Genomic DNA, 12,343 nt, shown 5'->3' on the forward strand with positions numbered 1-12,343 from the left:
TCCCTTTGGGAGAGGGTTGGGGTGAGGGTTTAAAGTGCGGTCAATTTCTGGCGAGTTTTAAAATTCCCTAAAAATTGACCGCACTTTTTGTTTTATTATCTTGTTAAATGGTTTAGTTAAAGGCATTTTTCAGGTAGAATAGACAGATTATTATATTGAAATATGTTGGAGAACCTTATGTCCGTGATTCCTATGGTCGTAGAGCAAAGTGCAAGAGGAGAGCGTGCTTACGATATTTATTCACGTTTATTAAAAGAACGTGTGATTTTTTTAAGCGGTGAAGTAGAAGACAATATGGCCAATTTGATTGTGGCTCAATTATTATTTTTAGAATCCGAAAATCCAGATAAAGATATTAACATTTATATTAACAGCCCCGGTGGTTCCGTCACCGCAGGCATGGCGATTTATGACACCATGCAATTTATCAAGCCCGACGTGCGTACCTTATGTATCGGACAGGCTTGTTCCATGGGCGCCTTTTTATTAGCAGGTGGCACCGCCGGTAAGCGTGCGGTATTGCCCAATGCGCGGGTGATGATCCATCAACCCTTAGGCGGTTTCCGTGGGCAAGCCTCAGATATTCAAATTCATGCGCAAGAAATTTTGAAAATTAAACATACCTTAAATGAACGTTTAGCCTTTCACACGGGGCAACCTTTAGAAAAAATTGAACGAGATACTGACCGTGATAATTTTATGTCGGCAGAACAAGCGAGAGATTACGGTCTCGTAGATAGCGTTTTAGTGAAACGTTAAGAAGAGAAATTGGAAAGTAAACATGGCGAATGAAAAAGAAAACTGCTGTTCTTTTTGTGGTAAAGCACAAGATGAAGTCGGCAGATTAATTGCGGGTACTTCTGGCTATATTTGTGGCGATTGTATTGAACTTTGCCACAATTTATTGCAAGAAGAAAATACCTCGGCGGAAGAACCGCAACAGGCGGAGAACGTAGAAGAAACCAAATTACCCACCCCACACGAAATCCGTGCTAATTTAGATGATTATGTGATTGGCCAAGATTATGCCAAAAAAGTGTTAGCGGTGGCATTATATAATCATTACAAACGGTTACGCTCCAATCATCAAACCGATGAAGTGGAATTGGCCAAAAGTAATGTGTTATTAATCGGCCCAACAGGGAGCGGTAAAACCCTGTTGGCGCAAACTTTGGCCCGTATGTTAAATGTGCCTTTTGCCATGGCAGATGCCACCACCTTAACTGAGGCCGGTTATGTGGGCGAGGACGTGGAAAATGTCATCCAAAAATTGCTCCAAAATTGCGATTACAACACCGAAAAAGCTGAGCAAGGCATTATTTATATTGATGAAATTGATAAAATTACCCGTAAATCAGAAAACCCGTCTATTACCCGTGATGTGTCTGGTGAGGGCGTGCAACAGGCCTTGTTAAAACTGATAGAGGGAACCGTTGCCTCTGTGCCACCTCAGGGTGGGCGTAAACATCCGCAACAAGATATGTTGCGAGTGGATACCTCAAAAATCCTGTTTATTTGTGGCGGTGCCTTTGCCGGTTTAGATAAAATTGTGCAAAAACGGGTTCATGTGGGCAGTGGCATTGGCTTTGGTGCAGAAGTGAAAGGCGAGCAAGATGAATTAAGCTTATCCGAATTGTTCCAACAAATTGAAACGGAAGATTTAATTAAATTCGGTATGATCCCTGAATTTGTCGGCCGTTTGCCGATTGTGGCGCCATTAAGCGAATTAGACGAAGACGCTTTAATTCAAATTTTAACAGAGCCGAAAAATGCCTTAGTAAAACAATATCAAGCCTTATTTAGTTTGGAAGAAGTGGCGTTAGAATTTACCCAAGAGGCCTTGCAAGCCATGGCGAAAAAAGCCTTAGCCCGAAAAACGGGCGCACGGGGGTTACGTTCGATTGTCGAGGGCGTGTTATTGGATACCATGTATGACTTGCCATCCTTAGACAATCTGGAGAAAGTTGTGGTGGATGAAAGTGTGATTAATGACGATACCAAACCGACATTAATTTATAAATAGTGTTTTTATCTCAACAAAGTGCGGTGAATTCCACCGCACTTTTTGCTTATCCACCTTGAACTTCGCCTTGATTAACCTTATATTAACTGTTATGCAACTGAATTTGAGAAAAAGAGAAATAAGATGAACGCAGAACAAGATCAATCCCGTAATATTCCCGCCCTCCCGTTGCGTGATGTGGTGATTTTTCCCTATATGGTCATGCCATTATTTGTTGGCCGTGAGAAATCGATTCGCAGCCTTGAGTTGGCGATGGAAACCGACAAGCAATTATTATTAGTGTCACAAAAAGTGCCAGAAGTGGAAGAACCCGAAATCGAAGATTTATTTGATGTGGGTACCGTGGTCAATATTATTCAATTATTAAAACTCCCTGATGGTACGGTGAAAGTGTTGGTGGAGGGGCAACAGCGTGCCAACATTAATAAGATCACAGATAACGGCTATTTTTCTGCCAACATTAATGTGATGGCGACGAGCTATGGTGCGGAAAAAGAAATGCAAGTGTTGCGTGATGTGATGCTGAATGAGTTCGAGCAATTTGCCAAACAGAACAAGAAAATCCAACCAGAAATGGTGAACGCCTTAAGCAGCATCACTGAATTTGATCGTTTTGCTGATACTTTGGCTGCGCATTTGCCGATTGCCTTACGCCATAAACAAGCGGTGTTGGAACAGCCGAATATTCAAGCACGGATGGAATATTTACTCGGTGCGATGGAAAGCGAAACGGACTTAATGCAAGTGGAAAAACGCATTCGCAGCAAAGTCAAAGAGCAAATGGAAAAAACGCAACGCAATTATTATTTGAACGAACAAATCAAGGCCATTCGTAAAGAATTGGGCAAAGATGATGAAAGTGCAGATGATAGCGAAATTGATTTGCTGACCAAACAATTAGACGAGGCCAAACTGCCGAAAGAAGCCAAAGAAAAAGTGGAGGCCGAGCTAAAAAAACTCAAAATGATGTCGCCGATGTCTGCCGAAGCCACGGTAATTCGAGCTTATGTTGACTGGATGTTGCAAGTGCCTTGGCACAAAACCACTAAAGTAAAAAAAGACTTAGCCAAAGCACAGCAAGTGTTGGATGCGGATCATTTTGGGTTGGAACGAGTGAAAGAGCGCATTTTAGAATATCTTGCGGTACAAACTCGCTTGAACAAATTAAAAGGCCCGATTCTTTGTTTAGTGGGACCACCAGGGGTGGGAAAAACCTCCCTCGGGCAATCTATTGCCAATGCCACGGGGCGTAAATATGTGCGTATGGCTTTGGGCGGCGTGCGTGATGAGGCGGAAATTCGTGGCCACCGCAAAACCTATATCGGCTCATTACCAGGGAAATTGATTCAAAAAATGGCCAAAGTGGGCGTCAAAAATCCGCTGTTTTTGTTAGATGAAATTGACAAAATGGCCATGGATAACCGAGGCGATCCCGCCTCGGCCTTGTTGGAAGTGTTGGATCCAGAACAAAACACCAAATTCAACGATCACTATTTAGAAGTGGATTATGATTTGTCGGATGTGATGTTTGTGGCCACCTCCAATTCCATGAATATTCCTGCGCCGTTGTTAGACCGTATGGAAGTGATTCGTCTGTCTGGTTATACCGAAGACGAAAAACTGAATATTGCAACGGGTCATTTGATGGCAAAACAAATGGAACGCAACGGCTTAAAAGCGGGCGAATTAGTCATTGAAGACAGTGCGATTTTAGATATTATTCGTTATTACACTCGTGAGGCCGGTGTCCGTAGCTTGGAGCGTGAAATTTCTAAAATTTGCCGTAAAGCCGTGAAGCATTTATTGCTTGATAAAAAACGTAAATCCTTGACGGTGAACGCCGATAATTTACATGATTATCTTGGTGTAAAACGCTTTGATTTCGGTCTTGCCGATACCCAAAATCGAGTGGGCGAAGTTACAGGTTTGGCATGGACAGAAGTGGGTGGTGACTTACTCACCATTGAAACCGCCTCCGTTCTGGGTAAAGGAAAACTCACCTTTACTGGCTCGCTCGGTGATGTGATGAAAGAAAGTATTCAAGCGGCCATGACCGTGGTGCGTTCACGTTCGGAAAAATTAGGCATTGCCAATGATTTCCATGAAAAACGGGATCTTCATATTCACGTACCCGACGGCGCCACCCCGAAAGATGGCCCAAGTGCAGGGATTGCCATGTGTACCGCTTTGGTGTCTTGTTTAACGGGTAATCCAGTACGTGCCGATGTGGCCATGACGGGAGAAATTAGTTTGCGTGGTAAAGTGTTGCCGATTGGTGGACTCAAAGAAAAATTATTGGCCGCACATCGTGGTGGGATTAAAACCGTGATTATTCCAAAAGAAAATGTGAAAGATTTGGAAGAGATCCCAGACAATGCCAAAAATAATTTAACCATTCATGCGGTGGAAACCATTGACGAGGTGTTAACCATTGCCTTACAAAATCCGCCAGAGGGCGTGGAAATGGTTAAACTGTCACCGGTCAATGTTGTCAAGGTGCCACGCAGCCGAAAAACGAGCAAGATTGCGCCAACGGTGAATTAATTTTACGTTATTGAACCGCACTTTATGAAAAAGTGCGGTTTTTTTAGGAGTTTTTTTTCACAGCGGTTTCGTTTATAATTCATAAAATTTTTAGATAACAATAGGATTAATGCCCATGTTCATGGAAAAAATGCACCACGCATCAAACAGCGGTGTGGCAAAGGCTATTATGGCGGTGATCGCCATTTCATTCGTTATTACAGGTATGTACGGCTATCTCGGGGCCACCACAGACACCTCTGCGGTGAAAGTGAACGGTGAAGAAGTGTCACAACAGCAGTTCCAACAGCAATATAATGATGAATATCAACGCATGAGTAATCAGTTGGGTGCCGAATTTGCTGCGGTGGCCGATACCCCAGAATTTACCCAAGGATTACGCACTAACGTGTTAAATCGTTTAATTGATCAGCAATTATTAAGCCAATATGTGAGCGATTTAAATTTAACCGTCAGCGATGAACGGATTAAACACGAAATCGTCAAAACCCCGATGTTCCAAATTGACGGCAAATTCAGCAATGACGCTTATCAGCAAGTATTGCGTAATAACGGTATGAATGCGGATATGTATGCGCAATATTTGCGTGAAGCCTTGCGTTTAGAACAATTACAAAGTGGCTTGGCAGAAACCGAATTTTTATTACCTAAAACCCAAGCAGACTTTGCCCAATTATTTTTCCAACAACGTCAAGTGCGTTTAGCTCACTTATCTTTAGCGGATGAACTGAAGAAACAAACTGTCACAGAACAAGAAGTCGCAGATTATTACAATGCGAATAAATCTGCCTTTATTGTGCCAGAATTGGTCAAAGTGCAATATGTGGATTTAACCAAAGCCGCCATAGAAAAAAGTGTTAGCGTGACGGATACGGAAATTCAACAATATTATCAAGACAATAAAGATCAATTCAGTACCCAAGCGCAACAACATTTGGCGCATATTCAATTTGCCAATGAAAAAGATGCACTAGATGCCTATGAGGCTTTACAACAGGGGGAAGATTTTGCGGCACTGGCAAAAGCAAAATCCACCGATAAATTATCAGGTGAAAAAGGCGGGGATTTAGGTTGGCTAAATAATGGCGATTTACCGAAAGATTTTGAAGATGCCGCTACCCTTGTAGAAGTAGGTAAATACAGCACACCGATTAAAGTAGACGGCAATTACCATATTGTGAAAGTCGAAGATCGCAAAGCTGCGACGGTGTTGCCATTGGAACAAGTGAAAGACAAAGTGATCGCACAAGTACGCCAAGAGTTATTAAACACCCAATTCTACACCCTAGAGAAAAAAGTGGCTGAAAAAGCCTTTGAAGATCAAGGTTCGTTGAAATCCGCTGCGGCAGTGATTGGCGCAGACATTCAAGAAACCGATTATTTCCCACGTAATGCCTTACCCAAAGCATTGAATTTCCCTGTGGTCATCAGTGCGATTTTTGATGGTGAAATTTCACAAGGCAACATGAACTCTGAACCGATGAACGTGGGCGATCAACATTCTATCGTGGTTCGTGTACTTGACCACAAAGCTCAAGGCACCAAAACCTTAGACGAGGCCAAAGCAGAAATTACCACATTCTTAACACGCCAAAAAGCGGAACAAGCTGTGTTAGCACAAGCTGAAAATGCAGTGAAAGCCTTAACGGCGAACGGTACCTTGCCAGATAATGTGAAATTTGGTGAGCAAGAAACTTGGGTTTATGCCGAAAATAAAGATCCCGCCTTAAATGACGTGATTTTTGCCATGAAAGCCGAGGAGGGGAAAAAAGCCTATCAAGCGGCCAAAACTAACAGTGGAGATGTGGTGATTGTGGCGTTAGATAACATTGAAAATGCCAAGGTTGAGGAGGCCGTGCGTCGTCAGTTTGATCTGCAAGTGGCACGTAATAAAGCCACCGATGTACAGGTGAATTTACTCAAATCCTTGCGTGCCAAAGCAAAAATTGAAATCAATGAAGATTTCATGAAACAGCAACGTGATGAATAACTTCGCCACGCATTTAGTATAATCCCCAGAGCCTATTGTTGTGTTATCGACAATAGGCTTTTATTTTGCCGATTTTTGTAAAATTAACTGGTTTTCCACCGCACTTTATGGTATAAATTGCACCGCTATTTTTCCCCTAATCCGTAGGAAACAAAGTAGCATTATTTTTTATTAACAATACACACACAGACCCTATACAGTAAATCGGGGTGCCAAACGGTCGGTTTACTTGGTATGTGGAGGCTCAACCCCAATTAAAAGGAAAAAATATTATGGCACAAGTTTCAATGCGTGAAATGATTGACGCAGGCGTACATTTCGGTCACCAAACTCGTTACTGGAATCCAAAAATGAAACCATTCATTTTCGGTGCTCGTAACGGCGTTCATATCGTAAATCTTGAAAAAACCCTTCCGTTATTCAATGAAGCATTAGCTGAATTAACACGCATCGCAAGCAACAACGGTAAAATCTTATTCGTGGGCACCAAACGTGCCGCAAGCGAAGCCGTTCAAGCTGCAGCATTAGACTGTCAACAATATTATGTTAATCACCGTTGGTTAGGTGGTATGTTGACTAACTGGAAAACAGTTCGTCAATCAATCAAACGTTTAAAAGATTTCGAAACTCAATCTCAAGACGGAACATTTGATAAATTAACCAAAAAAGAAGCATTAGATCGTACGCGTGAAATGCAAAAATTGGAATTAAGTCTTGGCGGTATCAAAGATATGGCTGGTCTTCCAGATGCGGTTTTCGTTATCGGTGCAGACTATGAACATATTGCTGTAAAAGAAGCCAACAACCTTGGTATTCCTGTTTTTGCTATCGTCGATACCAATGCAACACCAGACGGCGTTGATTTCATTATCCCAGGTAATGATGATGCAACACGTGCAATCCAATTATATTTAACTGCGGCTGCCACTGCGATCAAAGAAGGTCGTCAAGCAGAAACTGTGGTTGAAGAAAAATTTGCTGAAGAAGTAGCAGCAGAGTAATCTGGATAAATAAGGCGTAAGCCCTATAAAAACAGGGGGCAACAGTTCCCTGTTTTAACAAATTCCCAAAAGTGCGGTGTTTTTTAATCTCTTTTTTTGAACATCGTCTTTCCATTCAAGAATCATTAGAGGACAATAAAAATGGCTGAAATTACAGCATCATTAGTAAAAGAACTTCGTGATCGTACTGGTGCAGGTATGATGGAATGTAAAAAAGCATTGGTTGAAGCGAATGGTGATATCGAATTAGCCATCGACAACATGCGTAAATCAGGTCAAGCGAAAGCCGCTAAAAAAGCGGGTCGTGTGGCTGCGGAAGGCGTGATCATTGCACGTGTTGCCAATGGTTTCGGTGTGTTAGTGGAAATGAACTGCGAAACTGACTTCGTTGCAAAAGATGCAGGTTTCTTAGGTTTAGCTAATGAAGTGGCTGACTATGCCGTGGCTAACAAAGGTATTTCAATCGAAGATTTAGCTAAACACTTTGAAGAAAAACGTGCAGCGTTAGTGGCAAAAATCGGTGAAAACATGACAATTCGCCGTGTGCAATTCTTAGATAACGTAAAAGCCTCTTACTTACACGGGGCGAAAATTGGTGTATTAGTGGCTTCAGGCTGTGGGGCAGAATGTGCTTGTGATGAAGATATCTTCAAAAAAGTCGCAATGCACGTTGCAGCAAGCCGTCCTGACTTTGTTAACCCTGAAGATGTTCCTGCTGCAGTCGTAGCTCACGAACGTGAAATTCAAGTTGACATTGCAATGCAATCTGGCAAACCACGTGAAATTGCTGAGAAAATGGTTGAAGGCCGCATGAAAAAATTCACTGGCGAAGTGTCTTTAACTGGTCAACCATTTGTTATGGATCCGTCACAATCTGTGGGTGATTTCTTAAAAGCAAACAAAACTTCTGTTTCTGGCTTCATTCGTTTTGAAGTGGGCGAAGGTATTGAGAAAAAAGAAGAAGATTTTGCGGCTGAAGTAGCGAAAATCACTGGTGGAAACGCTTAATTCGTTTTTTCTGAACCATAAAAAAACAGGCTTTTAGCCTGTTTTTTTGTTTGTGCTATTTCATGGGGAGCACTATCGCAGGATCATCTTCCGCCTCAATCTTATCGATAATCTGTTTTAATCCATAATCATCAGGATCGGGTTGTGGGCTAAATAAATCCTGTTTTGGATCCAACAGTGGATTACTTATTCCAATCCAATTTGCAATATCGTTGGTAAAATTCAAACCTGATTTAAACGCCTTATATTCATGGCGTTGATTGTCATCACTGGAAATCTTAAACAACGGAATATCATAGTGTCGTTTGCTTTTCCCCGCACTATTATGAATGCTGATCTCATTTGGGGTGATTTGATGGGCTAAACCATGATCGGAAAAATAAATCATTGAAAAAGTGCGGTGATTTTTTTGTTGATTTTGGATTAACTGTTCATACACTCGTTTAAGCATTTCATCGGTTTTCTTGATGGAAGAAATATAGCAGTTGACATTCAGGTATTTTTTCTCAATTTGATTATCGTCCATGATTTTTGGGTAATCCGTCAGGCGATCACAACTAATCGGATGCGAACCATATAAATGCAACACAATAAAGCGTTTGCCGACTTGCGGTTGTGCTAATACCTGTTGTAATTTTGGCAATAAATCAAAGTCGCTGCTGTTTTTAGATTGAAAGCTATTGCCAGATTTTAGGAAAATCCGTTCATCACTGCGATTGGCAATGGCAGAAATTGGGGTGTCAAATTCACCAAAATAACCTTGATTAGAAAGCCAATAGGTTTTGATACCGGCTGATTTGATCATGTCGATCATATTTAAAGAATAATTTCCCTCCCAGTTTTGGGTATCGGGTTGGGTTAACATTAACTTCAGTGATGCAATGGTGTTGGTGCCACCCGATGTAAAACCATCAATTAACACTCCATTTGCACTAGACATAAATGGTGTATTTTGCACTGGATAACCATAGGCGTGATGATAGTCTTTTCTGGCACTTTCGCCGATAATCAAGACATAATCATCATATTTAGACGATGTTAGCTGAGATTCCCCCCATTGGCTTTCTATCGTAAAACGATTTAATTGGGCGAGTTCATTTTTCACTTTCATGCTGGCGGTATAGGTTTCCGTGAGAAATCTTAACGGAGCCTGATCCCATAGGAAAAACACCGCAAGTACGGCAAGCAAGGCCTTATTTTTGTAAAGAGACAGCTTGCCCTGTTGGCTGAAATAGCGAAATAGGAGAAATAATCCTATGATGACAATCGGATAGGCATAGTTAAGCCATGATAATTGGGCAAAAAATTCTTTGCTTTCTTCCATATCGGTGGCAAATACGGAGGCGATATATTGATAAGAGGGTGGGCCAAAGGTGATGCCAATCGGTGCATAAAGTGCGTGCAAAATAATAATAGGAAACAGAATGAAGTAAAAAATCTTTTTGGACGCATTGAATAGCAAGACTAATCCAGCCAATAATAAAATTTCACGTAAGCTAGGTTGCGGATAGAATCCCGTACCGATTAATAATAATTTACTGGCAAAAAACAGACAAACTAACGCAAAAATCACCGCAGTTATTTGTTTGAATGATGGAGATAACACAATAAATTCCCTTTTTACAAAAAAAGCATGGCGACATTTTAGCGAATTTTAAATAGATCTGCTATGCCTATTTCCTGAAGCCTCATGTTGCTTTATAATAGCAAGCATTTTATGTCGAGTATAAGGGATAGAAAAAATGAGCAAACCAATTTACAAACGTGTGTTGTTAAAATTAAGCGGTGAGGCCTTGCAAGGTGCGGAAGGCTTTGGTATCGATCCGTCTATTTTGGATAGAATGGCCATTGAAATTAAAGAACTCGTGGAAATGGGCGTAGAAGTCGGTGTGGTATTGGGCGGTGGTAACCTGTTCCGTGGGGCGAAATTAGCCAAAGCCGGTATGAATCGTGTTGTCGGTGACCACATGGGCATGTTGGCCACCGTGATGAACGGCTTGGCTATGCGTGATGCGTTGCACCGTGCGGATGTCAATGCAAAATTAATGTCAGCGTTTCAATTAAACGGTATTTGCGATACTTACAACTGGTCCGAAGCGATCAAAATGTTACGTGAAAAACGGGTGGTGATTTTCTCTGCCGGTACAGGCAGCCCGTTCTTTACGACGGATTCAGCAGCGTGCTTGCGTGGCATTGAAATTGAGGCGGATGTGGTGTTAAAAGCCACCAAAGTGGATGGTGTTTACGATTGCGATCCTGCTAAAAACCCTGACGCTCATTTATTCCAAAAACTTACTTTTGCGGAAGTCATTGAGAAAGAATTACAAGTGATGGACTTAGCGGCATTTACGCTTGCTCGTGACCATGGTATTCCAATTCGGGTATTTAATATGGGTAAACCTGGAGCGTTACGCCAAGTGATTTTGGGCGAAAGCGAAGGCACGACCATTTCGGGTTAGTATTGCAGATTAAGATTTAAATTACATAAGGAAAAACAATGATTAACGAGATTAAAAAAGACGCACAAGATCGTATGGAAAAGAGCCTTGAGGCGTTAAAAGGACATATTGCAAAAATTCGTACTGGGCGTGCGCAACCGTCTTTATTAGATGCGATTCAAGTTGAATATTATGGTTCTGCTACACCATTACGTCAACTGGCTAACGTGGTGGCAGAAGATGCACGTACCTTAGCGGTAACGGTTTTTGACCGTTCATTGATTCAAGCAGTAGAAAAAGCGATTTTAACCTCTGATTTAGGCTTAAATCCCTCTTCTGCGGGGACCACCATTCGTGTGCCATTGCCTCCATTAACTGAGGAACGTCGCCGTGATTTGATTAAATTAGTCAAAGGCGAGGGCGAGCAAGGTAAAGTGGCGGTGCGTAATGTACGCCGTGATGCGAATGATAAAATCAAAGCCTTGTTAAAAGACAAAGAAATCAGCGAAAACGATCAACGTAAAGCGGAAGAAGAAATCCAAAAACTAACCGACAGTTTCATTAAGAAAGTCGATGAAGTGTTGGCGGATAAAGAAAAAGAGTTGATGGATTTTTAATGCTTATTTACCCTCACCCTAACCCTCTCCCAAAGGGAGAGAGGACGGTTTAGGGCAGAAAAAAATATTGCTATCTTCCTAAGGGGAGAGTGAAATAAGGAACATTAAATGAATAACTTCATCAAATTATTCCCTCTCCCTTTGGGAGAGGGCTAGGGTGAGGGTTAGCCATCATGCAAACCGCCGATTTTCGCCAACTCAAAATGCAAATTCAACGCCGTATTTCGGCTTGTTTACAATTAGCCGAAACTCATTTCCAACGCCCATTTCCCATGCCAATGGTGTGCTATGAAGTGCGAGGTGTCAAAGCCGGCGTGGCCTATTTGCAACAAAACATCATCAAATTAAACCGCACTTTATTGCTTGAAAATCCACAAGCATTTATTCAACAAGTGGTGCCGCACGAATTAGCCCATTTATTGGTTTATCAAGTTTTTGGACGAGTGAAACCGCATGGCAAAGAATGGCAAGCGATTATGCAACATCTCTTTCAACTGCCCGCCGATACCTGTCATCAATTTGATGTGCAATCGGTGCAAGGTAAAACCTATGCGTATCAATGCGGTTGCCAAATTCATCAACTTAGTCAACGTCGGCATAACAAAATTGTGAGGGAAAGTGCGGTGTATTTATGTCGAATTTGTGGCGGGAAATTAGAATTTTGTGATGAAGATCACATTTTTGCATAGAATTAGTGATTTCTCTTGTATATAAGGTTATAC

General features: G+C 41.7%; 10 protein-coding genes. 9 read left to right on the forward strand and 1 reads right to left on the reverse strand.

All coding sequences use genetic code 11. The annotated features are described in order from the left end of the window. The first annotated feature begins 177 nt into the window (after positions 1-177). From clpP to tsf, 6 genes are all read left to right on the forward strand, one after another. The gene (clpP, locus tag ACTG7L_RS00440; protein WP_439287000.1) at positions 178-759 is read left to right on the forward strand and encodes an ATP-dependent Clp endopeptidase proteolytic subunit ClpP; all 582 of its coding nucleotides are present in this window, start codon (positions 178-180) and stop codon (positions 757-759) included. 22 nt (positions 760-781) lie between these two features. Next, positions 782-2,023, forward strand: coding sequence for an ATP-dependent protease ATP-binding subunit ClpX (gene clpX, locus ACTG7L_RS00445; RefSeq protein WP_439287002.1), 1,242 nt, complete (start codon positions 782-784; stop codon positions 2,021-2,023). Positions 2,024-2,146: 123 nt separating this feature from the next. Further along, positions 2,147-4,567: an endopeptidase La gene (gene lon / locus ACTG7L_RS00450; protein ID WP_439287004.1), complete on the forward strand. Its 2,421-nt coding sequence runs from the start codon at positions 2,147-2,149 to the stop codon at positions 4,565-4,567. Between the two features lie 115 nt (positions 4,568-4,682). Then, complete coding sequence (gene ppiD / locus ACTG7L_RS00455) at positions 4,683-6,557, forward strand: peptidylprolyl isomerase (protein WP_439287005.1); 1,875 nt, start codon at positions 4,683-4,685, stop codon at positions 6,555-6,557. A gap of 272 nt (positions 6,558-6,829) precedes the next feature. Then, positions 6,830-7,558, forward strand: coding sequence for a 30S ribosomal protein S2 (rpsB, locus tag ACTG7L_RS00460; protein WP_439243323.1), 729 nt, complete (start codon positions 6,830-6,832; stop codon positions 7,556-7,558). 141 nt (positions 7,559-7,699) lie between these two features. After that, on the forward strand, positions 7,700-8,566 hold the full coding sequence (gene tsf / locus ACTG7L_RS00465) for a translation elongation factor Ts (RefSeq protein ID WP_439257084.1): 867 nt from the start codon (positions 7,700-7,702) through the stop codon (positions 8,564-8,566). A gap of 55 nt (positions 8,567-8,621) precedes the next feature. On the opposite strand, the gene ACTG7L_RS00470 is transcribed toward tsf, so the two are convergent. Beyond that, entirely contained in the window at positions 8,622-10,175 is a 1,554-nt protein-coding gene (locus ACTG7L_RS00470) for a phosphoethanolamine transferase (protein WP_439287165.1), read from the reverse strand. A gap of 133 nt (positions 10,176-10,308) precedes the next feature. Between ACTG7L_RS00470 and pyrH the strand changes: the two genes are divergently transcribed. The 3 genes from pyrH (at position 10,309) to ACTG7L_RS00485 (ending at position 12,310) form a co-directional block, all read left to right on the forward strand. Further along, entirely contained in the window at positions 10,309-11,025 is a 717-nt protein-coding gene (gene pyrH, locus ACTG7L_RS00475; protein WP_439287007.1) for a UMP kinase, read from the forward strand. A 38-nt stretch (positions 11,026-11,063) separates the two neighbouring features. Then, complete coding sequence (frr, locus tag ACTG7L_RS00480; RefSeq protein ID WP_439257086.1) at positions 11,064-11,621, forward strand: ribosome recycling factor; 558 nt, start codon at positions 11,064-11,066, stop codon at positions 11,619-11,621. A 173-nt stretch (positions 11,622-11,794) separates the two neighbouring features. Then, complete coding sequence (locus tag ACTG7L_RS00485; protein ID WP_439287008.1) at positions 11,795-12,310, forward strand: SprT family zinc-dependent metalloprotease; 516 nt, start codon at positions 11,795-11,797, stop codon at positions 12,308-12,310. Positions 12,311-12,343: the final 33 nt, after the last annotated feature.

Source organism: Lonepinella sp. BR2357 (assembly GCF_051851525.1).
Classification (GTDB): Bacteria; Pseudomonadota; Gammaproteobacteria; order Enterobacterales; family Pasteurellaceae; genus Lonepinella.

Excerpts from the sequence above, each read along its gene's own strand:
- ppiD (WP_439287005.1), top strand. The coding sequence starts at position 4,683 with ATGTTCATGGAAAAAATGCACCACGCATCAAACAGCGGTGTGGCAAAG.
- frr (WP_439257086.1), top strand. The coding sequence starts at position 11,064 with ATGATTAACGAGATTAAAAAAGACGCACAAGATCGTATGGAAAAGAGC.
- clpP (WP_439287000.1), top strand. The coding sequence starts at position 178 with ATGTCCGTGATTCCTATGGTCGTAGAGCAAAGTGCAAGAGGAGAGCGT.
- pyrH (WP_439287007.1), top strand. The coding sequence starts at position 10,309 with ATGAGCAAACCAATTTACAAACGTGTGTTGTTAAAATTAAGCGGTGAG.
- rpsB (WP_439243323.1), top strand. The coding sequence starts at position 6,830 with ATGGCACAAGTTTCAATGCGTGAAATGATTGACGCAGGCGTACATTTC.
- lon (WP_439287004.1), top strand. The coding sequence starts at position 2,147 with ATGAACGCAGAACAAGATCAATCCCGTAATATTCCCGCCCTCCCGTTG.
- clpX (WP_439287002.1), top strand. The coding sequence starts at position 782 with ATGGCGAATGAAAAAGAAAACTGCTGTTCTTTTTGTGGTAAAGCACAA.
- ACTG7L_RS00485 (WP_439287008.1), top strand. The coding sequence starts at position 11,795 with ATGCAAACCGCCGATTTTCGCCAACTCAAAATGCAAATTCAACGCCGT.
- tsf (WP_439257084.1), top strand. The coding sequence starts at position 7,700 with ATGGCTGAAATTACAGCATCATTAGTAAAAGAACTTCGTGATCGTACT.